This is a genomic window from Bacteroidota bacterium (assembly GCA_016718825.1).
Lineage (GTDB): Bacteria > Bacteroidota > Bacteroidia > J057 > JADKCL01 > JADKCL01.
In genome coordinates, this window is the sequence record JADKCL010000006.1 from 104,999 (window position 1) to 129,543 (window position 24,545).

The 24,545-nt window shown below is 51.5% G+C and carries 21 protein-coding genes and 1 pseudogene; 12 read left to right on the forward strand and 10 right to left on the reverse strand.

Features of this window, described 5'->3' with window-relative positions:
• Nucleotides 1-4: 4 nt before the first annotated feature.
• The 7 genes and pseudogenes from IPN95_08690 to IPN95_08720 all read left to right on the forward strand — a co-directional run bounded on the left by IPN95_08690 (nt 5) and on the right by IPN95_08720 (nt 5,482).
• Nucleotides 5-631: a DUF4178 domain-containing protein gene (locus IPN95_08690; GenBank protein ID MBK9449478.1), complete on the forward strand. Its 627-nt coding sequence runs from the start codon at nt 5-7 to the stop codon at nt 629-631.
• Nucleotides 621-1,430, forward strand: a complete 810-nt coding sequence (locus tag IPN95_08695; GenBank protein ID MBK9449479.1) for a DUF4178 domain-containing protein — start codon at nt 621-623, stop codon at nt 1,428-1,430. The genes IPN95_08690 and IPN95_08695 overlap by 11 nt, the downstream gene beginning before the upstream one ends.
• Nucleotides 1,421-1,867 (forward strand): hypothetical protein, encoded by a 447-nt coding sequence (locus IPN95_08700; protein MBK9449480.1) that lies wholly within the window; start codon nt 1,421-1,423, stop codon nt 1,865-1,867. Before IPN95_08695 ends, IPN95_08700 begins: the two co-directional genes overlap by 10 nt.
• A 12-nt stretch (nt 1,868-1,879) precedes the next feature.
• The gene (locus tag IPN95_08705; protein MBK9449481.1) at nt 1,880-2,035 is read left to right on the forward strand and encodes a hypothetical protein; all 156 of its coding nucleotides are present in this window, start codon (nt 1,880-1,882) and stop codon (nt 2,033-2,035) included.
• Nucleotides 2,036-2,058: 23 nt separating this feature from the next.
• Nucleotides 2,059-2,271: a DUF350 domain-containing protein gene (locus IPN95_08710; protein ID MBK9449482.1), complete on the forward strand. Its 213-nt coding sequence runs from the start codon at nt 2,059-2,061 to the stop codon at nt 2,269-2,271.
• A gap of 94 nt (nt 2,272-2,365) precedes the next feature.
• A pseudogene (locus IPN95_08715) lies at nt 2,366-3,864 on the forward strand (polyamine aminopropyltransferase).
• On the forward strand, nt 3,854-5,482 hold the full coding sequence (locus IPN95_08720) for an FAD-dependent oxidoreductase (GenBank protein MBK9449483.1): 1,629 nt from the start codon (nt 3,854-3,856) through the stop codon (nt 5,480-5,482). Before IPN95_08715 ends, IPN95_08720 begins: the two are co-directional and overlap by 11 nt.
• Nucleotides 5,483-5,674: 192 nt before the next feature.
• On the opposite strand, the gene IPN95_08725 is transcribed toward IPN95_08720, so the two are convergent.
• Nucleotides 5,675-6,694 (reverse strand): IS110 family transposase, encoded by a 1,020-nt coding sequence (locus IPN95_08725; protein MBK9449484.1) that lies wholly within the window; start codon nt 6,692-6,694, stop codon nt 5,675-5,677.
• Nucleotides 6,695-7,027: 333 nt separating this feature from the next.
• Between IPN95_08725 and IPN95_08730 the strand changes: the two genes are divergently transcribed.
• Both IPN95_08730 and IPN95_08735 read left to right on the forward strand, forming a co-directional pair.
• The gene (locus IPN95_08730) at nt 7,028-7,546 is read left to right on the forward strand and encodes a hypothetical protein (GenBank protein MBK9449485.1); all 519 of its coding nucleotides are present in this window, start codon (nt 7,028-7,030) and stop codon (nt 7,544-7,546) included.
• Complete coding sequence (locus tag IPN95_08735) at nt 7,468-8,115, forward strand: hypothetical protein (protein ID MBK9449486.1); 648 nt, start codon at nt 7,468-7,470, stop codon at nt 8,113-8,115. Before IPN95_08730 ends, IPN95_08735 begins: the two co-directional genes overlap by 79 nt.
• Before the next feature lie 70 nt (nt 8,116-8,185).
• On the opposite strand, the gene IPN95_08740 is transcribed toward IPN95_08735, so the two are convergent.
• Genes IPN95_08740 through IPN95_08750 form a run of 3 tightly spaced genes read right to left on the reverse strand, consistent with a single transcriptional unit; the run spans nt 8,186 to nt 10,418 of the window.
• Complete coding sequence (locus IPN95_08740; protein MBK9449487.1) at nt 8,186-9,196, reverse strand: hypothetical protein; 1,011 nt, start codon at nt 9,194-9,196, stop codon at nt 8,186-8,188.
• Nucleotides 9,178-9,318, reverse strand: coding sequence for a hypothetical protein (locus tag IPN95_08745; protein ID MBK9449488.1), 141 nt, complete (start codon nt 9,316-9,318; stop codon nt 9,178-9,180). Before IPN95_08745 ends, IPN95_08740 begins: the two co-directional genes overlap by 19 nt.
• Nucleotides 9,319-9,320: 2 nt before the next feature.
• Nucleotides 9,321-10,418 carry an MBOAT family protein gene (locus IPN95_08750; protein MBK9449489.1) on the reverse strand — a complete coding sequence of 366 codons (1,098 nt, stop codon included), beginning with the start codon at nt 10,416-10,418 and terminating at the stop codon, nt 9,321-9,323.
• Between the two features lie 524 nt (nt 10,419-10,942).
• Here IPN95_08750 and IPN95_08755 point away from each other — a divergent pair.
• The 3 genes from IPN95_08755 to IPN95_08765 all read left to right on the forward strand — a co-directional run bounded on the left by IPN95_08755 (nt 10,943) and on the right by IPN95_08765 (nt 15,295).
• Entirely contained in the window at nt 10,943-12,748 is a 1,806-nt protein-coding gene (locus IPN95_08755) for an alkaline phosphatase D family protein (GenBank protein ID MBK9449490.1), read from the forward strand.
• Between the two features lie 46 nt (nt 12,749-12,794).
• Nucleotides 12,795-13,991, forward strand: coding sequence for a HEAT repeat domain-containing protein (locus IPN95_08760; protein MBK9449491.1), 1,197 nt, complete (start codon nt 12,795-12,797; stop codon nt 13,989-13,991).
• A gap of 98 nt (nt 13,992-14,089) precedes the next feature.
• Nucleotides 14,090-15,295 carry a hypothetical protein gene (locus tag IPN95_08765; protein MBK9449492.1) on the forward strand — a complete coding sequence of 402 codons (1,206 nt, stop codon included), beginning with the start codon at nt 14,090-14,092 and terminating at the stop codon, nt 15,293-15,295.
• Here IPN95_08765 and IPN95_08770 read toward each other — a convergent pair.
• The 6 genes from IPN95_08770 to IPN95_08795 form a co-directional block, all read right to left on the reverse strand.
• Nucleotides 15,281-17,095, reverse strand: a complete 1,815-nt coding sequence (locus IPN95_08770; GenBank protein ID MBK9449493.1) for a hypothetical protein — start codon at nt 17,093-17,095, stop codon at nt 15,281-15,283. The two genes, IPN95_08765 and IPN95_08770, sit on opposite strands and share 15 nt — an antisense overlap.
• 11 nt (nt 17,096-17,106) lie before the next feature.
• Nucleotides 17,107-18,117: a hypothetical protein gene (locus IPN95_08775; protein ID MBK9449494.1), complete on the reverse strand. Its 1,011-nt coding sequence runs from the start codon at nt 18,115-18,117 to the stop codon at nt 17,107-17,109.
• Between the two features lie 220 nt (nt 18,118-18,337).
• Complete coding sequence (locus tag IPN95_08780; GenBank protein ID MBK9449495.1) at nt 18,338-20,578, reverse strand: caspase family protein; 2,241 nt, start codon at nt 20,576-20,578, stop codon at nt 18,338-18,340.
• Nucleotides 20,579-20,878: 300 nt separating this feature from the next.
• A complete protein-coding gene (locus IPN95_08785) occupies nt 20,879-22,858 on the reverse strand; it encodes a caspase family protein (protein ID MBK9449496.1) in 1,980 nt (659 codons plus the stop codon).
• 501 nt (nt 22,859-23,359) lie between these two features.
• A complete protein-coding gene (locus IPN95_08790) occupies nt 23,360-23,848 on the reverse strand; it encodes a hypothetical protein (GenBank protein MBK9449497.1) in 489 nt (162 codons plus the stop codon).
• Between the two features lie 105 nt (nt 23,849-23,953).
• A complete protein-coding gene (locus IPN95_08795) occupies nt 23,954-24,442 on the reverse strand; it encodes a hypothetical protein (protein ID MBK9449498.1) in 489 nt (162 codons plus the stop codon).
• Nucleotides 24,443-24,545 lie beyond the last annotated feature (103 nt).

The following is a 24,545-nucleotide window of genomic DNA, read 5'->3' on the forward strand; positions in this document are numbered from 1 at the left end:
TCCAATGCAGCAGTACAACTGCCCCAATTGCGGCGCTCCACTTGTGTTTCATTCATCCGTTTCGGTACATACGACCTGCGCGTTTTGCCGGTCGATGGTCGTGCGGCATGACATGAACCTCGAGACGATCGGGCAGGTGGCCGAATTGCTGGATGACATGTCGCCCTTCCAAGTGGGCACCCGCGGGACCTACAAAGGACAGAATTTTACGCTCGTAGGTCGGATCAAAGTACTTTACGACAAAGGTACTTGGAGCGAATGGTACGCCTATTTCGATGACGGACGCGAAGGTTGGCTCGCCGAGGCGCAGGGCAATTACATGATGACCTACGCGGCAGATGCCTCGCGCATCCAATTCGAAGGGGCCATCAAACCGCTTGCCGAGGCCAAGATTGATCAGACTTTGTTTTTTGTCGAGGATGTCAAGGAAGTGACCTATGCAGCAAGCGAAGGCGAACTTCCTCAAATTTTTAAACCCAAGGAACAAGTGACAAGCGTGGACTTGCGGTCAGAAAACGGCGTTTTTGCCTCCATGACCATCAAAGGAGACGGCCGCCACCTTTTTATCGGCGAATATGTCGAATTCGATACTTTTGACTTTCAATACTTGAGGACGCTCGATGGCTGGTGAACCGACTTCCAAGACTCCGATGGGAGGTGTCAAGGCCTTCAACTGTCGTAGCTGCGGCGGACAGGTAAACCTGCTTGCGCCGGGACAAACACTTTCCGCAGTCTGTACCCATTGTGGAGCGGTTGCTGATTTGACCGATGACAACTTCAAGGTCATCAGCAAGTACAAGGATGCCATGACACGGAAGCCGCTCATCGACATCGGCACCAAGGTCAAGTTTGAAGGCAAAGATTGGCAAGTTGTCGGATACATGTTGCGCATGGTCCGCGAATTTGACTTCTATTGGGAAGAATACCTGCTGTTTAATCCCTACTACGGATTCCGATTCCTCGCTTGCGCCTATGGGCATTGGTCATGGATCAAAATGGTGACCGATCTGCCGATTTCGGAGTACAAAAAGACGCATTTCAATTATCAGGGAAATGCATTTCGGCCCTTGACGCAGGGAAAAGCAGAGGTGATGTTTGTCCTCGGCGAATTCTATTGGAAGGTGCATTTGGGAGATGTTGCCTTTACCTCGGATTTTGTTGCACCACCCTTCATGCTGTCCATGGAGGCGGAATCCGGCGGCGTCATCTGGTCGCTCGGCCAATATGTCGAGCCCAAAATTGTCGCGGATGCAGTGGGTTTGGACATCGCGCAAATGCCCAATCGCGCAGGTGTGGGGGCCAATCAGGTCAATCGTCATCAACAAAATCTGAAGCGCCTTACACCCATTTGGCTCCTCAGCATGGTGCTGACGGTAGCTTTGGGGCTGTTTTTACCGCGCGTGCTCCGAAACAGGTGGCATTGGAGCTGAACTATCCTTATCCGATTGTCGAGGATACCCTTTCCAAGGAATTCCTGATCGGCGGTGGGATCGACAATGTGGAGATTGAAGTGGCGGCATCCAACGACTTTTCCAACCATTGGCTGGAGTTTGGCGGCATTTTGCACAATGTCACCACCAACCAAAACTACGAATTGCTCATTCCCGTCGAGTTCTACGAAGGCAACGACGATGGACACTGGACCGAAGGCTCCAAATCCGCAAGCGTAGTCCTCAACCAAGTACCGGAAGGCAAGTATGAATTGGTCAGTTCGGTCGCTTCCGATACCACTGGCATGGTCAACATCAAAGTTTGGCGGGGGGTGCCGATCTACAGCAATTGGATCTTCGTTTTGATCCTGCTGACGATTTTCCCGGTGGTGTTGTTCATCAAAAGCGCTGGATTTGAGAAGAAACGCAACGAATAAAAGACAAGGAGCATGAAAAATCGCGTCAATGGCATTCAATTGGTTTATATCGTCATCGCCTTGGTTTCCCTGGGCAGTCTCGCTTATACGCAATCACGCGGCATGCGCCTGCTCAATGTCTTTTCCAGCGGATTGAAGGCCCATTCCGGTCGGGAAGCATCAACATAAATAAGATCTCATCGCAAAAGAATATGGATTTCATCGATTTCAAAGTCCTCGCCAATGCAGCCGTATTTTCGGCTGTGGGCATCGTCATTTTCATCCTTGCTGCTTTCATCTTTGAATGGGTCACCCCGTTTAAACTCTGGAAGGAGATCGTGGACAATAAAAACATCGCCGTAGCGATTGTGACGGCAGGTGCATTCCTTGGTTTGGCGATCATTGTCGCTTCGGCGCATGGTTGATTGCTTACCAGCGAAAATTGCCGTTTGTCAGCCCTTCAGATTGATTCTGGGATGGGCTGACAAACAGAACACTACACCATTCACCTAGCCCTGGATGTCCAGATTGCTCCTGCTTTCGGTCTTTGTCATTGCCACCTGCGGACTCATCTATGAGTTGGTCGCAGGCGCCTTGGCGAGCTACCTGCTGGGGGACAGCATTACGCAATTTTCGACGGTGATCGGGGCTTACCTGTTCTCGATGGGCATCGGCTCCTTCCTGTCCAAGTACATTCAACGCAACCTCATTCCGACATTCATCCGCGTCGAAATCCTGATTGGCCTCGTCGGTGGCTTTAGTGCGGCTTTTCTTTTTGTCGTCTTCGAATTCGTCACGGCCTTCAAGTTGCTGCTTTACGGAGAAGTCGCCATCACCGGTATCTTGGTGGGCCTTGAAATTCCGCTGCTGATGCGCATCCTCAAGGATGAATTCGAATTCAAGGACCTCGTCAGCCACATTTTCACCTTTGACTACATCGGCGCCTTGCTCGCCTCCATTTTGTTTCCGATCGTGTTGGTACCTCACCTCGGATTGATCCGCACTGCCATGCTGTTCGGCATCCTGAATGTCGTCGTGGCACTTTGGTCGGTGCATGTTTTCCGCGAAAAAATCAAATCCCCGGGGTCGCTCCGCGCCGCAGGATTGACAGTTTTGCTTGCCCTCGGAATCGGATTCGGCTACGGGGAAAACATCCTGTCCTTCGCAGAGAGCCAAACCTATCCCGGCAAGGTCGTTTATGCCAAATCCTCTCCCTATCAGCGGATTGTGCTCAGCCGCGGCCGGGACCACTTCCGGCTGTACCTCAATGGAAACCTGCAATTCGATTCCCGCGACGAGTACCGCTACCACGAAGCCCTCGTGCATCCCGGACTTTCCGCCGTCAAGAATCCCAAAAAATGTGCTCGTTCTCGGTGGCGGCGACGGCCTCGCTGTCCGCGAAATCTTGAAATATCCATCCGTCGAGCACATCACGCTGGTGGATTTGGACGCCGAGGTGACCGTGCTGTTCAAAAGCCGCCCCGAACTCGCCGAGATGAATGGCCATGCTTTTTCCAACCCCAAAGTCGAGGTCATTCATGCCGATGCCTTCACTTGGCTGCGCGATTGCAAGACCAAATTCGACTTCGTGACCGTCGATTTTCCCGATCCGGTCAATTATTCCGTCGGGAAACTCTATTCGCTGAGCCTGTATGAGGAACTCGACAAAGTGATGGGGGAGGGGGCGATTGCCGCGATACAAAGCACTTCGCCCTATGTCGCGCCGATGAGTTATTGGTGCGTCGACCGGACCTTGCGTGAGACAGGTTTTTTACACGGTGCCTTACCATGCTTATGTGCCTTCTTTCGGCGAATGGGGCTATATCATGGCCATGCACCGTCCTTGGGCCATACCAGAAAAGTACCCCGAGGGTCTGCGTTTTGTCGATCCCGAAACCGTAGCGCAGATGCTGCACTTCCCGACCGACATGATTCGCACCAACGTGGAGGTCAACCGGCTCAACAATCAGGCGCTCGTGCAATATTTCGAGTCGGAATGGGCGAAATATGAAGAATGACCCGCTTTCCCGAAGGCAATTCCTGACCCGCGCCGGATTGGCAGGTTTGGGAATTTTGGCTTTGGGCGGAGGCGCTTGGTCCTGCAAAAACGAGGCGAATGCAATCCCCGGCAGCCTTTTGGGGCCGGATGTTGAAAATGGACACCGTTTGCGGGAGGCCATGGCCCGTCCCAAGGTCGTCCAAACGATTAAAACGGACATACTGATCGTCGGAGGCGGCGTTGCCGGACTCGCTGCTGCCTGGCAATTGCGCCAAAGGGGCATCCACGATTTTGTTTTGCTGGAAATGGAGGGCGAATGCGGCGGAAATTCCCGTGGCGGAACGCAAAACAGCTTGCGTCACCCTTGGGGAGCGCATTATTTGCCCGTTCCCGATGGCAACAACCTGCCTTTGATGCAGTTTTTGCAGGAAAACGCCGTCGTCAAAGGCTTTGATCTTGCAAATCGTCCCATTTTCAACGAATTGTACCTTTGCCATTCCCCGCAGGAGCGCCTGCTCATTCATGGCACTTGGCAAAAGGGACTCGTTCCCAATCTTGGCGTTCCCGATGCCGAAAAGGCGCAAATCCAGCGGTTTTTTGCCGAAATAGACGCTTGGAAGCAACGCATCGGCAACGATGGTAAGCCCGCTTTTGCGATTCCCGCCGATGAGAGTTCGCAGGATCCGGATTTCCTGCAACTGGATCTCCAAACGATGGCCGCTTGGTTGCTGGAAAAGGGACTGAATTCGGAGCATTTGCGCTGGTACGTCGACTATTGTTGCCGCGACGACTTCGGTTTGGGCGTGGACGAATGTTCGGCATGGGCGGGAATGCACTATTTCGCGGCGCGGACAGGTGGGGGAGCGAATGCAGAAAGCGGGGCGGTTTTGACGTGGCCGCAAGGCAACGGTTGGCTGACCGAACGCTTGCGGGATGGACTTTCGAACGGAAAGCAGGTATTGCAGCGGAAAATGGTTTTCTCCTTGGAGAATATGCCGGAGGGTGTCGAAGCCTTGGCGCTCGACCTCGACCGCGCGGGCGAATGTGTACGCGTGCAAGCGCGCGCGGCCGTGTTCGCGGGTCCGCAATACGTGGCAGCGCATGTGGTGCGCGGGCATTCGGGCCTGAATCCTGCCTTCACGTATGCGCCATGGATGGTCGCCAACGCACGTGTGAAACTCAGAGGAAATTCCGCGCTCAGCGACATCCATTGGGACAATGTCGCCTACGGCCGCCCGTCGCTCGGATATGTTTATGCCGGGCAGCAAGGTCTGCAAGGCAATATTCCCGAGGAGGCGATGCTCACTTGGTACGAACCACTGACCGGAATGGCGCCCGTTGCGGCCCGCAAGCAGGCTTTGGAAAAGGACTACGCCCATTGGCAGGCGTATGTGATGGCAGATTTGGAGTTTATGCACCCCGGTTTGGTCGCGGATGTCAAGCAGCTCGATGTCTGGCGCTGGGGCCACGGCATGGTGCGGCCCGTTCCGGGAATGCTTACCGGCAAGCCGATCGCAGCTGCACGATTGCCGATCGGGAACATCCACTTCGCCCACAGCGATCTCAGCGGCATTTCGATTTTTGAAGAGGCCTTTCACCGAGGGGTTTTGGCTGCAAATGCGGTTATTGCGTTGTGATTTGGCCACAAAGACACGAAGATTTCTATGATCAAATCCTAATTTAGACGCAAAAGATTATTTGGTGGACCTTTTTTCGTTTTATTTATGACTTGCAGCTCAAAGCGCACGGCTACGCCATCCATCTGTGCCAACACAGCGGTCAATGGGATCTTTGAACCCCTCCCCCGAGGTTTGTTTGTTATGGTGTAATCAGGCTCTTTTTGATTCTGGATTCCAGTCAACCTGGAATCGCTCCTGCCTGCGAATGACGGAAAATGCCCTGCCTAACAGCTTATTCCTGATTATGTTGATTGAAGCCATGGGTTCGACCCCTTCGGCTACTCTTCGTTGGTGATAGGTCTTCAACTCAAGGTCAAATCGTGATGCTGACCATGCGGCAGTGGTCAAGAGTGCCTTTGCAATCCGGTTGCCCATTCTTGAGATCTTGGTCTTCCCCTTGACACTTGTTCCCGAACTGTGTGGAAATGGTGCTACGCCACAGAAACATGCAAATTGCTTGGCGTTGGCAAACAGGGTGAAGTTCTGTGTGAAAACGATGAGCATTACCGCTGTCTCGCGTCCGATCCCTTTAATGGACTTCAGGAGCTCCATATTTTGCTGGATTTCAGGCACCTCTGCTACAATTTCTGCGATCCTCTCCTCGATACTCACCTTGGATGCAACGAGTTCCTTCACCGCCTTTTCGGAAAATTTGCCTGTTCCTGCGGCAACCTTGTTTCCCATCTGGGCCGCCTCCCTGATGGGTACGGTCAAAATGCCGATGACCTTGACAAGTCGGTTGCGTTCTGAAAACAATGCCCGCAACTCGGCGATTTCGTGCGGTGGCCTTTTCCAAAGCTTGGCCTTGTCAATGAAACGACAAGCATAAACCGCAATCTGTCGTGCGTCAGCTTGGTCGCTTTTCCCACGGACGATCCCCAAACTCCGCTTTATGGCGGTAGGGTTTTCCATCCAAGTATTGAGACTTTTGGCATCACTCGCTTCCAAGAAAGGGGTGCAGTAATTGCCGGTATGTTCCAAGCAGAAAATCGTGTTTTTCACGTCAAACCCCTTGATTTTCTTCAGTTTCACCAACATCGACTTGATTGCCGGTACAAGATTTTCAATCTCATACTCCTCAAGGATTTGGCGAGAGGAATCGCAGATCGCGATGTTCAACGTCAGTTTTGAGACGTCAATTCCCACATAATGCGTAAATTGCTCTTGCATAATTATTTTGTTGTGTAGTCCAGCACTGACGGCGACCTCCAAGTCCTTTAATGGATCCGGCAAGATCCAAGTTTCTATCAGGAGCGTTCCGCAGTTTGGGGGGAGCGTCTAAATCTTCGTATAGGTCATACCTTTGGCACAAGAAGCCGCAGCTCCCCCCTGGACTACGATGAATAAAACCAAGGATACAGAAGAATCTTCGGTATCACTTGGAAGAAACGTTATGGGAGCAAACTAAAGGACACAAAGTCCAAAAGCAGCTTTTTCTTCGTGCCTTAGTGTCTTCGTGGCAAGAAATAGAATAAAAATACCTTGACCCAAAGTTCAAATTCAATGCAACATAGGCAGCCCTGGATCTACAAATCCTGGGTAGACCTGCTGTTCATTGTTGCGCCGGCGTTTCTGGCGACGTTGGTCGTTTTGCTGTTTCCGGGTTGGTTCGAAGATTCGGAGGCGATGCCACCATTGGCTTGGCTGCTATTGATCGTCGGTGTCGATGTCGCCCATGTTTACAGCACGCTTTGGCGCACCTATTTGGATCCGACGGAGTTTGACCGTCACCGCAACTTGCTCACCTACACGCCCATTGCAGTTTGGGTCGGCGGAATTTTGCTGTATTCGATGGGGCCGATGGTTTTTTGGAGAGTATTGGCTTACCTCGCTGTTTTCCATTTTGTGCGGCAGCAATACGGCTTATGTCGGTCTACGCAAGACAGCAAAACCGACCAAAATGGGAGCGGTGGATCGATGCAACGACAATTTACGGACTCACGTTGTATCCGATTCTTTATTGGCATACCCACCTCCCACGGAATTTCAGCTGGTTTGTCGAAGGCGATTTTTTGGCTTTGAATGCCCCATGGCTGGCCGAGGTCGGATTCTGGCTGTATGGGTTGATCGCATTCGCCTATGTCGGCAAGGAATTGAAAATGAGCCTTCAACGGGGATTCAACCTTCCGAAGAACCTGATCGTTTTGGGCACGGGCTTGAGTTGGTATTGCGGAATCGTCTTGCGCAATGGCGACATGGCCTTCACCGCAACGAACGTCATCGCCCATGGTTTGCCCTATATCGCAATGATTTGGATCTATGGTCGCAAGAAGCATCCGCCCGAGGCAGCTGCCAAAGCCCCGAATGTCTGGATGAAATGGGGTTTCCGATTGGCATTTTTGCCAGCTTTTTTAGGCGTTTTGTTGGTTTTGGCCTATTTGGAGGAGGGGCTGTGGGAAGGGCTCGTTTGGCGTGACCATGCTGCGCTGTTTCCTTGGGCCGATATTTTGCCATTCGTCAGCGAATCAGCCACCCTTGCGATCATCGTGCCTTTGTTGTCGTTGCCGCAAGTGACGCATTACATTGTGGATGGCTTTATTTGGAAGCTCCGGAAAAAGGATGCGGACTTGCGGGTGATTGATGAGAAGTGAATGTTCTTTGTGTTGAAAAGCCGCAAAGGCCGCAAAGTCAAACAATCGCCGACTTTTCACTTATAACTTATCACTTTTCACTTATAACTGAAAGCGCTTGATCCACAAAATTAAATGGGTAGCGGTGCAGGTTGTCCGTGTTGACCGTGAGGATGACTGCGTCGACGTTGGTGATGGTCTGCAGCAGGTCAAATTGGTCGATGAAACGGGCGCCTTGCCATTGGTCGCTGAAGACTTCGTAGTTATAATAGCGGTATTGGGAGCCGGATGCGAAGCAATTTTTGTGAATGCCTTGGTTGTAGACCTTCCACCAAAAGCTGTCGCCAATCACCAAAACCCGCGGCCGGAGACGGCCTTCGGTGGCATATTGCAATTCCGGATAGTCGATCGGGGCCGGTTCCAAGTCCCATATCAAGTTGAGGAGATCCCCGGCATCGGCATCGGTATCCCGCATTTCCAGCGAGGTCTTGAAGCCTTTGATTTGTGGTCGAACAAAAGACTTGCCGTGGAGGCGTTCGAGTGTATGAATGATCGAATCAGCCGCCAAGGCGGCGCCGTAATCCGTCCAATGCGTGCCCGTACGCGGATAAATGCGGTGCGGTTTTTTGGTCGCCATCCATTCCTTCAATGGCCCGGCAAAGTCGATCATGTAGGCATTCGCCTCCTGTAGCGATTTGGCATAGGCGGGGTAATTGGAATTCCCGGGGAATTGCAGGTTTTCGTCCGGCAAATATTCCGGCATCAGCTGCAATTTGCTGGGCGTGAGCACTGTGAGTAAGGCAATCTGCCGTTGTGCAAGCCAATTTTGTAGGATCAAGGTATGTTCCGTATGGTACTTGACCATGTCCCATCCGGCGAAATCCTTCCCTTGAATCGTCGCCACGGAGCCGCGGCCGAACAATTCGTTGTCCTTGCCGATCATGACGGAACGGTAGGGCTCGTTGAAGACGGAATAGTCGATTTGGTTGCGCAGACGCACCATACTTGCACGCAAACCCATCCAATTGTACATCCGCACGACGTAATTCGTCTGAAAATTCCCATTCAACCACGTACTGTCCTTCAGCGGAATCGAATCCACGACTTCCTCGACCCTGCCAGCGGCTTTTCATCGAAAATCTCGGTCTTTTCCTGCACCAAGGGCAAAAAAAGCACCGTCAGGATCACCGAAAAACAAATCGTATGCAGGGTTTTCGCTTTCATGGTCAGAACATGTAGTAGATAAATGGCCGAAATCCCATGGTGGCGATCTCACTGATGCTCAAAACCAGTAGAATCAAAGCAATGACAGACAAACTCACCGTTTGCCAGCCCTTTTCGGGGAGGGAAAATCCCTTGTCTTGCCATTTTCCGATGGCTGGAATGGCCGCGAGGAATGAAAATACCGCTGCGATTGCCAACATGAACCAGAATTTGTTGCCAAGGTACAGGTTCAAGTCCTCCCAAGGTGTTTTGGCAATCTGGAATTTGAACATTTCCTTGAAGAATGCCCATGCGGTACCCACATTCGGAGCCTTGAAGAAGACACAACCCAGCACAAACAGGAAGAATGTCCAAGGAATCGTGAGCGCTTTGGGCAGTTTCTCAAGCCTGCGGAGCAGGAACATACGTTCCAAGACCACCCAAGTCCCGTGCCAGATACCAAAGAGGATGAATGTCCATCCGGCACCGTGCCAAAATCCGACAGCGAAGAATACGATCCAGAGATTGAGGTAGGTCCGCCAAGGTTTGGCTTCCCGATTGCCGCCCAGCGGGATGTACAGGTAGTTGCGCATCCATTCGCCAAGGGTGATATGCCAACGCCGCCAAAACTCGGTGATGCTCGCGGAGCGAAAGGGTGTTTTGAAGTTTTCCGGAAAGCGGAAGCCCATCATCCGCGCCAAGCCAATCGCCATGTCGCTGTAGCCTGCAAAGTCATGGTAAACGACAAAGGCAAATCCGATGGCGCCGATCCAACAAAGCAAAAAGTCCAATTGGGCATGCGGAAGGGCAAAAATCTTGTTGACCTGTCCGGAAAGTGTATCGGCGATCAGGACTTTGCGGCCAAGGCCGACGGCAAACCTGATCATCCCTTCGAGCCGGTAGCTGATGTTTTCGTTGGCCTTGCGGTCGAGCAATTGATCGGCCATGTCGCGGTACCTCAGAATCGGACCGGCAATCAGATGCGGAAACATCATCACGAGCAGCAAGTAATCGAATGGGTTCTTGAGCGGTGGTTTTCGCCGCGGCGCACGTCGATCAGGTAACTCAGCTGCTGAAAAGTGAAAAAGGAGATGCCCAGCGGCAAAGCCACTTGTGTCCAACCGATCGCCTCGACCCCGATTCCTTTCAAAAAGACGTTGGTATTCTCGACAAAAAAGTTGGCGTATTTGAAATAAAGCAGGGTTCCCAGGTTGTAGACCACAGCGAAAGCCAGCCATTTGCCTGCGTTTTTGTCCCGCTTGCCGATTTGCAGGGCGACCCAATAATCTGCGAATGCCAGCCCGATCAGGACAAAGACAAATTTTGGAGCTCCCCAGGCGTAAAAAACGAGGCTGCCCAGCAGGGCGACGTAGTTGCGGAGCTTCTGTGGCGTCGCCAAGTACACCGCCAAAAACACCGGGAGAAAGTACAGCAGGAAAAGATTGCTGGCGAAAATCATCGTTCTCCAAGATAGCGGGTTTCTCGCGGATGGCCAAAGTCCGTTGTAAATCCGCCGATCCTCGATCGACACCTGCATTTGCCGGAAATCGCCTCGAATGTGGATTTCAGGCTGAATTTGGTTCGTTGAGAAACTGATTCACTTCCTCCGAATCCATTCCTATATTGCATTCAGATCGAGCGTCTCATGAGAATCCACCAACTGTTTTTATTGCTTAGCCTGACTGTGTCGGGTTTGTCCTTGAAATCGCAAACGTTGCCTCCGAATATCTATGCAGACAGTGCACACGCGCCGTTTTTGCATGGCGTGGCATCGTTTGATCCGACCGCAACAAAGGTGATTCTCTGGACCAAAGTCGATCCGGAGATCAACAGTGGACCCATCACCTTGACTTGGGAAACGTTTGCCGACGCCAATTTGACGCAGCAATTGGCGACCGGAACTGCAACTGCCTCCGTGACGAGCAACTGGACCGCACAGGCGGATGTTGATTTTCCCGACCCCGAGCGGTTTTATTGGTACCGTTGGAAAGACAGTCAAAGCCGTTTCAGCGTCGTAGGCCGCACCAAAACGGCTTCGCAGGGCGCGGATGCACAGGCAAGGCTTGCGATCATGTCCTGCAGCAGTGTTTATTCGGGGTATTTTAATGCCTATCAGCGCATTGCGACGCGCAACGACATCGACCTCGTCGTGCATCTGGGTGACTATATCTACGATTTTGTCGATGCCGACGAGCAGGTGCGCGTGCCCTCGCCTGCGCCCGTGGATCCGCAGACGCTTGCCGAATGGCGCGACCGTCACAGCTATTATTTGCTCGATCCCGACTTGCGCGCAGCCCGCCAAAATCATCCTTGGGCCGTGATTTGGGACAATCACGATGTCGATGGGGATTCGCCGCAACATGTCGCAGATGCCATTCAGGCGTTTCAGGAATATGTCCCGATGCGCCTCACCGACGCGATTTTGCCGCATCTGATCTACCGTCGCTTGGCCTATGGCGACCTGCTCGACATTTTGCTCGTGGATGCAACGACCCTGCGGGACATCGACACCCTTCCCAATGGCGAATTTTCCATGCTCGGCAATGCCCAATGGAATTGGTTGTCACAGGAATTGTCCAGTTCGACGGCGCTGTGGCGGGTGATCGGGCAGGAGCGGATGATGGCCGAATTTTCCACGGCGGGCCTTGGCTCGCTGATCAATTATGGGGACGGACCCGTGGCGGATTCCGGCGCTTGGGATGGCTACAATGGCGAACGCGTACGCTTGCTCAACCACTTGGACCAGAATGGGATCGACAACAACGTGATCTTGAGCGGTGACATCCACACTTCGTTTCTTTGCGACTTGCCGATCGACTACGGCAGCTATGACGATCAAACAGGAGCGGGTTCGGTGGCCGTTGAATTCCTCCCGACGAGCATTACCCGAGGGAATTTTGACGAGCAGGGCGTTACCGGATTCCTTGCACAATTGGTCCAAGGTGCGATTGCATTGGCCAATGCTCACCATGTTTATTCCGAACTCACGAGCCATGGATATGGAATTCTGGACATCCGACCTGATGTTGTCACCGCTGAGTATTGGTATTCCCCTATCTTGCAAGCATCTAATTCAGAATCGTTTGCAACGGGCTACGAATGCCGGACGGGCGAAAATCATTGGCGGAGAGCGGCACTCAGCAACCCTACAACAGTCTTGGTCGCCTCGGAGGATGCCACACTGCAGAATGTCACCACATCATTGTTTCCAAATCCGGCGGGTGAATCGGCAACTTTGCGGCTAAACGCTGCACGCACTGAAACTGTGAACATTCTGGTAATGGATCCTGCCTCGGGAAAGCAGGTTTTGCCGTCAAAAAGGTTGAAATTGAAGGCCAATCAGCCAGCGGAAATGCGGATAGACCTCACCGATTTGCCATCCGGCCACTATCAAATCCTGCTTGAAAACGGAACCGTCAGGCAGGCAATTCCATTGGTGCATTTTCGGTGATAATCCTTAGATTTGAAGGGATTGACGTTGACAAATGGTATTTGGAATGATGATCACAGGTGTCGTAGCAGGAATTTTCTCCATGTGGGCGACAAGCAAATTGCTCGGAAACACACCCAATTCCTGGATCAAGCGGCTATTGCATCCACAAGGACAAAATGCGGAATCGGCTTATTTGCAACGTGCTGAATCAGCGATCAATCAGCGGTTTCATAAAACACTGGCGCTGCCAATGTTGCCGGTATTGTTCACGCTAGCAGGACTGTTGGCCTATTTTTCAGGAATCGGGATTGCAACCGGGACATGGAACTATGAACTTTTACTTGGATTTGCCTTGTCGGTCGTCTGCTGTTATCCTTTTTTGATGCACTTGCAGCTCATCGATTTCCGCAAAAAAGTCTCCGGATTTGCAGCAAAGCAATTGGCGCGAAGCGCAAGACCTGAAGCCGCCGGAAAAATTCTGATTGCTGCGGCTGTTCATTCAGATGCGATTGTACGCCTTGCCGCTGTTGCCGGCTTGCGCGAACTCGGTACGAATTCCGGGATTGAAGCCTTGAAAAAATTGGCGGATGACAAGCAGAATGAGGTGGCTTTGCAAGCCAAGGATGCCATGCGTGACCTTTTGCCCGTCCTGAGAGGCGAATCTGTCTTGAGCGTCCGTACGATGGATACCTATGTGGAGGAGCATCGATTCCTGCAAAAAAGTCTCAAATCGTCCAATTCAGACAAAGTCAAGCGGGCCTTTGAGAAGTTGCACGAAATCTCCTTGCAAATCGACGAAATCGTTTATTCGCAGTTGGCCATCCGGCGAGCCTTTCCCGATGTGTATTGCACCGCATGTTATGCCCGCGCAGAAAGTCAACACTACGAAGAGTGGGAATGGGTGCGCTGCAAGCAATGCAAAGAGGTACATGACCTCCGCTTGGGGGTCGAAAAAGTGTATGGCCAAATCGGAGGGGACCCGTTGCCAAATGAGGGAAGCCTGGTGAATGGCATTTTGCACGTTGGTCTCTGGGATGAAAAGACCCAAAAGGGTCGATACGGCGAAATCGAGGTGCTGGAAATCATCGGCGGGAATGCGATCAATTATGACTGGGCCATCAGCGCCGTCATCGAGAAGTTTCACAACCAACATCAAGGTCCTGCCAATATGCTGACGGTGAGGTTTGTAGCCAATCCGATCCTGGAAGCCAATACGATTCATTTGCTCCGTACCTTGGATCCCGGGTTGATCAAATCCTGATCCAAATTGGCCTGCGTTTTCAAAATTTCCTTCCTTCGAATGCCATTTTGTTTCTGAATTCCGTAGAAAGGACAAATCCAACAAATGCGCTCATCGCCATGTTTTATTTTGGAGTTTGTCTAGGAATGGTTTCGGTGATGGTGGTCATGTACCTCTTTGAAGCCGTGGAGCACCGACTTACGGCGTTATGGTGCCGTCCGTGGTCCAAAAAAAGCAAACGTGGGTTTCGTTGGCGTATCCAAATGGCTTTGTCGCGCAACCGATTGCCAATGTACGCGCCTTGGTTTTTGGGTTTGCTGAATCCATTTTACTTGTTCGCCTTTGCACATGGCCCCTCTCAAGACGTCGCCTTGGGATGTTTGGCTGGTTATGTTGGATTGTCGTTGATGCTTTATCCCGCCTATCTTGGCAAGCGCCTCCGTCAATTCAGGGAGCAATTCATGCTGTATGCAGCCGAAAAACTGGCTAAAACCGAGGAGCCTGCGTTTGCCGAGCCGATTCTGCTCCGTGCCGGCGGTTCGCGGCAGGAGGTATTGCGGCTCGCTGCTACCGTCGGACTTAAGGAAATTGGCACTGGTGCCGCCGAAGAGATGCTCGGAAGGCTCTGCGGCGACCGCAACACAAGAGTTTCCATCGCGGCAATGCAGGCCTACAAAGGATTGCTCAAAGTCTTGAAAGGGCAAAAGGTACTCAGCCTCGCCCCGCTTGCGCAGCTTTTGGTCGAATTTGAGCGTGAGAAAAAGTCTTCCCGTTACAGGCTTGGTTGGGATAACCTCAAGCGGTTTCCAAAGTTGGCTGCCATCAGCACAGAAATTGACCGGATCGTCTATTCGCAGTTGTGGCTGCGTCAAGGTTTTCCGCATGTTTTTTGTGAGAAATGCCATGTTTTTGCCGAGCTCAAAGCATTTGATGACTGGCGATGGGTCACCTGTCCCGTTTGTCACGATGCCACTGACCTGAGATCCGGGATAGAAAAGGTCGTTGGGACGATCGGGGCAGCTCAGGATTGGGATCTCCGTGAAGGAGTTTTGTACATCAGCCTTTGGGACCGGAATGTCAATCGTGCGATCTATGCGGAAGTCGAAGGATTGGAAATTCACAATGACCCGACGATGGATCTTGACTGGGCCGTGAGCGCGGTGCTGGAAATGCTGCACAACAAGCATTTGCGTGGAAAAGGACGCATCAGCATTCGATTTATTGGAGTGCCGAAGCTGGGCATCAATGCAAGGCATATTCTTAAAAGATTTGCCGAGGAATTGCCCGAAGTTGCCGAAGCGGTTGTGCATTCAACCCCCAAATAGGCGCTTGATCCGGTTCAGAATACCGGCTTTGCCTCCTGCCTCCTCAATTTCTGCCTTGAAAAATCCCATGTCCATCAACTCGTCCATTTTCATCCCATGCACCTTTACCAAGGCTGAAATTAAGCCAAAGCGTCCTTTCCCCTTTCTTTCCAGCTCAAGCGGAAGTGAGGTGCCGAGTGCAAACGCGCGAATGTTGGGGTATTGGGTGAAATCCTCGGTTTTTCCGAGCCGCTTCGCGGCTTTCCAGCTTTCCTCGTTTCCGCCCGTCAATGCCAACCAACGGTTCAGATGCATCAACCAGTCAATTTCTCCGTCGGCAAGGCAATCATAATCAGCCAATTCAATCACCGTGGCAACCAAGCCGACCTTAAAGTCCAAATACTTGGCTGGAATTTTGGTTTGGATATAGTATCCGAGGTTTTCAACGATTTTCGGTTCGCGCGGAAGACTTGAGATGCTTTTTCGCATGGCTGCCAACGCGGGCAAAAAGGTCAGACTCTTGTGATCTCCATGCCTCAGAATCACGCCCAGTGCCTCAGACTGCTGTCCCTCGGGAATCTGAGACAGCATTTCTTCACTCGGAAATTTTTGCGTCCACATGCCCGCGAGCAATTGCAGGGTCGGGCTGCCTTGCCCCACGATTTTGGCATTGGGGGCATCGGCAATCATCTCCGGTGAGATTTCCTTGGACAAAATCGCCCATTGCAATCCCTCTGTGATCTCATGGATGGGATATCCGCGCATCCAACAAATCAATTGGTCGTGGTAATTGGTGGCATCCTTGAGTTGCGCGGTCCATTTCGCCCCGAGTTGTGGCAATAATCCCGACTCAAACAAGTTTCCAATGGCATCGCGATTGACCAATTCAAACAACGGATCCGATTGCATGTCGGGTCCGGTTGGGGACTTGGAAACCATCGCTTGCGACAAGGCATACATTGCATTCAGGAGCTGTCGCGAAACGGGATTGACACAAACCTCTAACAGCCAATTGGAAAAGGGATCCGAAGGCTGTCCAAAAGCAGCAATTTCAGCGTCAGGCCATTTTACTTTGGTCCCTCGCCCGGAAAACATTGCCGGTCTTCCGGTTACCGGTGGTTGATCGGTATAACCAAAGATGCGCAGGGGAGAAAAGAATATTTTGCCACCGTCAAAGGCGTCGTCCCAAGCGACCGATGTGCGGAGGGAATCGGGCATGAACGTCGAACAAATCTCAAAGATTTCGCTGACCTCGGCAGGGGAGCCTTGGAGCACGATGGCCAATTCGCGGTTTTGGGTATGTGCTACATGGTACACTGCCATGAGCAGTTCCGCAGCAGGTTCGTCCTCTTCTTCGTCAAGCCGTCGGCCTTGATTGGGCTCGAAGGGCAGGTCCAAATCCTTGATTTTGCCAGCCAGGGTATCGACATCAGGTGATGACAACAAGGCTTCAAGACTTGGAAAACGGTGGGCCTGCACCAATTCCCGCAATTCAGCGACGGTATTCATTTGCCGCCAGTCTTTTTCGCCAATCAAAAATCCTTCGCAGAGGAAGGCGCCTCCGCGCCCATGTTCGTCGCGCACCTCAGGCAATGCCCTCAAAATCAGCAATACCAAGTACAATTCGCCCTTGACCTGCTTGTAAAATACCGTCGAATTGTCGGTTTCCAGCGCTTCTGGAAAGTGAATATGGGACTCGATTTCAAGGACTTCCTTGCTGCCCAACAAATCCCCCGGCAAAAAAGCAGATTGAAATCCGTTTTTACCGGTTGGAGAAAGGTCCTTGGTGAGACGCGTATAGATGTAGCGATGGATTTTCATGGGGTTTTGTTCTATTTTCCTGCTGAGGATGTTTGTGGAATTTGGTTCTTTTCCCTTTTGCTTTGGAACCACGCGAGCATTTTTTGGAAAAGCCCTGTCTTCGCGGCCGAAGTCTCCTTTCTACGCGCAAAGTCCAGCACCCAAAGAAATGGATCGAGCACCCGGAGCGGGTTCAATTTGCCGTCTTCATCGTCATCTGCCAAGCCCATGGCGCTCACAACGGTATATCTGACCTCGAGGAAGTGATCGCGGGCCATGTTGGCAAAACGCGTACAACCCAAGTCCTGCCGCAACCATTCTTCAATGCGAATGGAAGTCAATCCCAAGTCCAGAATCTTGTCGTTGAGGTTCATCGCATAGTAGTCCGTGGCACCCTCAGACAGCCATTTGCGCAATGCAGGGCTTAATTTTGCAGAGGGGAGGTCGCTTTTGGTAAAAATCACCACCACCCGTTGCGATGTGCGGGTATTCGTATTGAGTTTATCGTCGGCTGCACGGATGTAGGTGTCGAGCAAGCGACTCATTTGGTCATCGAGCTCATTTGCATCGCAATCCGGAATACTCATGATGAACAACACGGTATCGGAATGCGCCACAAAAAATCCTGCCCTTGCAATCTGTGTGGCATCGTTAAAAACCTCACCTGCCGTATCGTAGTAGCCTACAAAGGCATCCTCAAAGACCGGCAATTGATGGTAATGGACCAACGCTGGACTGGGGAAGTTGGCTGGCGTACTTTCTGGAAGTGCGCCCTTTTCAAACAACGGGACCTGTTCATAAATGATCCGGTGCGTGAAATCGTCCAAGCTTCGGAAATAATAACCGTTCCAGAAGTTGGAGAAGCGTTTCAGTGTGCTGAAAAGTGAAGTCAAATAGACTGTTTTCCCATGGCCTGAAAATCCGACGACGCCCACCATGGTGCGCAACATCAAGGCCGAATCCAAAAAGGTCTTGGGAATATCGGTGCGGCAATTGGGGCAATGCGGCACATTGGTCTTCGTATCACGGAGAAATTTCTCCACGTTTTGAAGGCAATAGGGGCATCTGAGGAGGGTGGGAGTGGACATCTGTCGTCAGGAAGAAGGCTAGAAGCTTAAAAACCGCTTAGGGTACAATGAAATCCATTGCTGCGTGCCGCAACACTACTACAATGATATTAAATTTTCAATTGCACAGCTCGATCAGATCGCAAAATTCTTGCCATGCATTCGTTCTCGTTCAGTTGCCTGATCGAATTGCTTCTTACCTTGCAATGAACAAAAAGTCACTTCCGGGCTCATTGCCTCCGAATTCGCCAAATCTCGGCTCGGGCATGAGGCGTTCAAAGTACAGCACCAATTCGGCGAGGGTCATGATGCGGTCGTGACCGCCGTAGTTGCGCAGGGCATCGAGAAACTTCCTTGCATAAGGCGAGTGGCTTCCCGGTGCGCCATCAGGAACGTATTCCTTGCCGCCCGATGTGAGGTAGCGACGCGTTTTGAATTGCAATTTCCGGTTGATGAAATCAGTCTGCGTCAGTTCTTTGCCACCGCCATCGGCGGTTTCATTGCCGCGATGACCGCCGCCACCGGCGATGAATGGATCGATCGTGCCGCCGAAGCAGACGTCCATCATCAGCAGCGTATGCTTGCAAGGAATCGCGTTGACGATCGTACGCAGGTTGCTATGCGCCACGTAGCTGTCGTTGCCTTCATCGTCCTTTTCGGAGTCGGTGCAAACGACGTAGCCTTCGCCAAACAAATCGTCAAACTTGCCATGGCCGGCAAAGAAAATCAGCAATTGATCATTGTCGGTATAGGCCTTGCGGGCATATTCCTTCAGCTTTTTCAGAACCTCGGCGCGTGGCGCATCGATCAGCAATTCGGTATTGAAACCATAGTTGGTTTCGAGTTCCTGCGCGATTGTGCGGCAGTCATTCACAGGATTCACCAAATCGGTCCACTCCGCATAGTCATCCGTTGCAATGAACAAGGCATAGTCCGAACCCGTTCTTTTGACTGGTTGATCGGGTGTTTTGACTGCAATGCGGATTCCAAAACGTTGGATCAATCCATCTTCATTCTTGGCCATCAAGCGAATGTCGTTGTAGCCAGGCTTCAAGGGCAATTCTTGATCGACCAAGATGTCAAACGTGCCTTCGGCATCGCGTTTGGCGACGATTTGTACCTGCTCGTCGTTCACCATCAGTTTCACGCCGTTGAGCTTCGAGTCACTTTTGATCCCGGCTTTGAACTGAATACTTTTGGCATCGACCGTGATGTCGTCTCCCTGCGGGGAAATCAAGGTCACAACGGGCGGTTGTGGAACGTAGCTTTTTTGACCTTCGCGCACTGCGAGGTAATCCATCTCGATCAGGTGCTCGTTGTCCAAGGCAAAGCCAATTTTGTGTCCTGGAAGGTTCACAAAAGGCGCCTCGGCCATCCAGATATCATTCAGGTAAAAATTGTAGCGGATACCCGTTTTGCGAATCACCAACTTGTTGGGCGTTCCGCGCAGATGCAGCATTTGATTGCTCGGCGTCCAGTTCACCAGCGTCTTGGCGACGCCATTTTCTACTTGCCGCACACAAAATGAACCCAATCCCCGAATCAGGTATTGGTATCCATTGTTTTCATCCTTCATTGCCCAGCCAATGCCATAGCCAAATTCTTGGCTGCCACTGATCTGTTTCATGTGAGCTTCGATTTCGAAGTCACGCTCAGGATTCACAAGAATTTCGCGGAGTTTATAGGTATGGGCCTCACCTTTGAGGTTTTTCATGCGCATTCTGCCCTTTCCCATCATGCAGTAGGAGCTGTCGGTGGTGGTCACGCACCAAGCGCGGCTGTTGTCGTCAAAAGTTTCCGCAAAAATTTCGGGCATGGCCTGAAGTTCCAGTGCCTCAAGGCTTTGGACTTCGACTTCCATCTTGCCGTAAACGATGTAGCCTGCACGGTTGCCCATGAAGCTGCGGTTGGGCATGCTCCAGACAAACTGATCGTTGAAATAGAACGACATCATGCCGTTCACGTTGCGCAGACTCACCTTGTTGCTTTCGCCCATGCCTTTGAGTACGCCAGTGGTTTGCGTAAAGGCCTTGATTTCCTCGACATTGCTTTGGTTGTACCGGATGACACGGAACTGCCCCGCACCATTGATTTTGATGGCGTAAAAATTACTTTCGTCAGCGGCGCCCCAGACAAATCCGTAGCCGTCGGTTTGATTGCCAAATTTTTGGGTGAGCTTGGTTTGAATGGTAAAATCCTGTGTGGCATTGAGCGGTAACTCAGGAAGCAGGAAAACCGCAACGCCGTCGGGAAGACGTCCTTCAAGTTGATACCGTCCATTGATGACGTCGCCGTGCGCCTTTTCGTCGTCGATGATCGCCCAACCATGATGATTGGCTTTAAAATCGTCTTGAAAGATCACACGCTCCTGCGCCATGAGCCCATTCAATCCGGCCAGAAGAAGTAGAAACAGAGAAAAGACGGCTTTAAGCTTCATAAACATAGATCTTGAAGAATGTGCCAAGCGTCACACTTCGAATATACGCGAAAAAAATGGTTCAGTTTTCAGGAAGTAGTCAGGAGAGTTAGCAGGTAGAAGTTAGCAATTAGCAGTTGGCAAGGCTGGAATTCATTTTGGGCTTGAACGGATGTCAAATTCGTGCAGGTTTTCTTTGCGTGAATCGTTCCCGTTCCAAATCCCAAAAGTTTGAGAGGGAGTCGAGCATGAGAAAATCTCCTCATCACCCATACTCCCTCTCATCTGCTAACCGTTAATAATTAACTGCTAACGCAGTTCTCATTTCACTTTTGCGAGTGGCACCATGCCGATGCCACGCTTGACGAGGGTAGGCTTCTGCTTCCAGCTCGTTTGGCCGAGCACGCGGTCAGAAACATAGTCGCCCAATTCTTCGACGGTCACCAATCCGTTGTCGTTGAGGTCGGCTTTGCCGTCCAAACCTTCCAACATGGCCACGGTGAAGAGGCTTCCTTTGTCAGCGCCGACGTTGCTCTTTTGCTTGGAGCTCGTGCTGCTCACGAAGATGCGGATTTCGTCGTCGTTGTCGATGACTTTGCCGAAGTCGTTTTGCACGGCATCCATGTTGGCGTTGCCAACCGTTGCGCCATTGGCGTCAGACTTGGATGGATAGCTTGCATCCAAGAAATAGAGGGTCGGGGCGCTGTAGCGGCTGATTTCTTCCATGATCCAACGGTTGTCGATCGAGGAAATTTCCATTTCAGACGGATCGGATTTTACGTCGGTTGGCTTCAGGTAGAAGCTGCCACCGCTTTCTGCACCATGGCCGGCAAAGTAGATCAACACGAGGTCGTCTTTGGCTGCCTTGCCTTTGATCTGACGAATGGCTTCTTCGATATTGGCTTTGGTAGCCTCTTGGTTGCTGATCACTTTGGTTTTCACCTCGTTGAACATGCGGCCTTTTTGGTTTTCCAAAGTCGTCACCAAGGACTGCACGTCTTTGTTGGCGTTGGTCAAGTCCAAGTCATCGTTGGTGTAGTCATCGATGCCGATGGCCAACACGTGCAAGTCTTTGACTTTGATTTCGCGGTTGGGATTTTTGTAGGTGATGAAACGCTCACCGGAGCTGAAACGGCCCAATTGGGTTTCTACATCCAAATAGATCGTGTTGCTGCCTTCCAACAAAGGAAGTTTTTCTTCGATGAAGTATTCGTTGCCGGTACCGACTTTCTTCAGAACCACGTGACCGATTTCCTTATTGGTCAATTGGTGGTTGAGGCGCAGGGTCATGTTCTTGATTTCAGGCATCTGCTGACCGACACCGGGCTTCAAGGTCATCCTCAACGAATAGATACTGTCGGTAACGCGGGTATCGGAATCAGGATTGGACCAGGTGATCACAACCGGGGTACCATAGCCGTAGCCACCGCCATCCCAGTCATCGCCACGCATGGCTACTGAACCGGCTTCGAAGCTGTCGTAGTAGAAATTGGTGACCACTGGGTTCACGCTTGGGCCGCGGCCCTTGACCGTCTTGCGCGCGGCGATGCCGGCAGCATTGTTTTCAAAAGAAACGGTTTCGGAGAGGATCAAGTCACCGTCTTTTTCTTGGTACTTCTTCCATTCCTTGACCATGTTGCCGTCCCAGAAGAAGTTGGTGATGCTGTTTTGACCCACTTTTTCTTCACGCAATTCGGACAATTTGCCGTCTGCATAGAGATAGGTTGCGCTCAGGCCCGGTGCATTCATTGCCACAAGCTGACCGTCTGCGTCGTAAGTCGACTGGATATTGACGGTTTTGGTGGCAATACCCTTGGAAAACCAACGCACCGTCTTCAGGTGATTGTGGGTGTCGTAGGTGCCTTCGAGTTCGCTGTTGTCAGCCTCATTTTTCAGCACTGATTTCCGCAGCGACCCGTTGCGGTCATAGTAGAAGTACTGGGCGCTGACAAGCTTGTTGCTGTCGAAGTTGCTGATTTTGCGCAAGTGCCCGTCTGCATCGTAGGAGATGCTTTGGGTATTTTTACCGTCGACCTTGCGGAGCAAGTTACCGGCTTTGTCAAACTCATAGAGTGTGTTGAAGGTGCCGGGTTGGTCGCCTTCGTGTTGCGTCCTGATCTTCAGGGCGCCTTTGTCGCGCCAGTTTTGATAGACGCGTGCCTGCAAATCAACCGTTGTGCTGGCAAGCGGATTTTCGAGAGATTGCAGCAACAGGAGATCGTTGGTGTTTTGGGCAAAGGCATTGGAGCCTACGAATGCCAGCAAAACCAACATGACTGGTGCAGAAATCAGACGCTTCATACTTTTCATACGAGATGTTTTCGTTGATGAGAATTAACCAATTAGCGGGGTACCTTGGTGCCTCTTACGGCATCGAAATGCCCTCGGTTGCCCAAAATGCAATGTTTTTGAAACTATGTAAGAACTCGTCAGTAATTGTTCAGCAACCGAAGTCTCACCCAGGTCTGATTCCGGGCTTCTTTCGGGCACCTCACGCCTACCGATAAGGGCACAAGTTAGGGAGATGTTTTGGGCTTGGAGAGGAGGAGATATTCGTGGATATGTGGATAACTGAACTAAATGGGATAGTTTTATGAACACTCGGCTGTGTCAAACTTTGGCGGATCGCCTGACTTCTTAGTAGAGGGGCAGCGGCATGGTTTGAACCCGAAATAATTTTGGTGAGGCTCGGTTGGAATTGGTGCGGCCATTTAAAAAATGTCCCCTGCCGGAACCGCATTGCTGCAAGATCTCGACAGGGGAACGATAAAAATGTCAGCGGAAGTCTTGAGAGTGGTGCCGTCAGCGTAGGACTTCAGTGTCAAAAAGCTGCACACCGGAATTGCCGAAGTTGCAGTTTGCGCCGCCGTTGCTGCAAACACAGGCGGTATTGGCAGCATTGGGATCGCAAAATCCCGGGCTGGAACAGTTTTGGGCACCCAAGTCGCATACCACATACCATACGGGACCGTGGAATCGGAAGTAACCCGCAGACAAGGCAATCGGTACAACTTCGGTGCGCTTCATGCCATTCAGCGTTCCTTTGCGGAGCAGTTTCCAGTTGCCACTCAAATTGACGATGTTGTATGTGGTGATGCTGCCACCTCCTTGAAATTCATTCACGAGCTTGTCGACAAAGATCGTCGGCGGACCGTTTTGATTGGGTTGCCCCACGGCATCGTCCGGCGGAGGCAAGGCTTCTTTGGTCGTGGATGCGGATGTGAAAGCCAGCGTACTCATTGCAACGAGGCACAAGAGTACTGCCAGCAAAAATGCTGATTGCTTTTTCATAGGGAATTAAAAGGTAGAGAGATACAAGTGGACTGCGAACCTGCCCCAAGCCATTTGGCTGTTGAGGCCGTCGCCCTCGAACTGCGATAACAGGAATTCCTTTGACTACATACCGAAGATGTCTTCCGTCACCACTTCGTATGGCGGAATGCCGAATTCACAAGGCGTATGCGTGTAGTTGCAATCGCAACCACTTGCATCCATTTTGGGATCGCAAAACTGTGGCGCAGGCTCACTTGGGCAATTGATCACAAAACAAACTTTGATCGGCGCGGGAGAAATGAAACGGAAATAACCACCAACCAAAGACACCGGAACGATCTCTGTCCGTTGCCCACCATTGATATTGCCCTTGCGCAGCAGCTTCCAATTTCCTGAAAGATTGACGATGTTAAATGCCAGAATTGTGCCACCCTCCTTGAATGATTTTTTTAAAGCGTTGACAAATACGGTAGGCGGACCGTTGGGATTGGGCTGTCCGACCGCATCGGCAGGTGGAAGCGGGTCAGATCCTGCGTATTTTGACGAGGATAACGTGCTCACGGCCAATATGCACAAGAGCATAGCAAGCACCAATGCTGATTGCTTTTTCATAAATACTGAGATGATTAAAACGTTAAAAGATGATTTACAAATGTCTCGCCCATAGGCGGACCTTATTCTATTGGAATCCGAAAACCAACGATGATTCAACTAA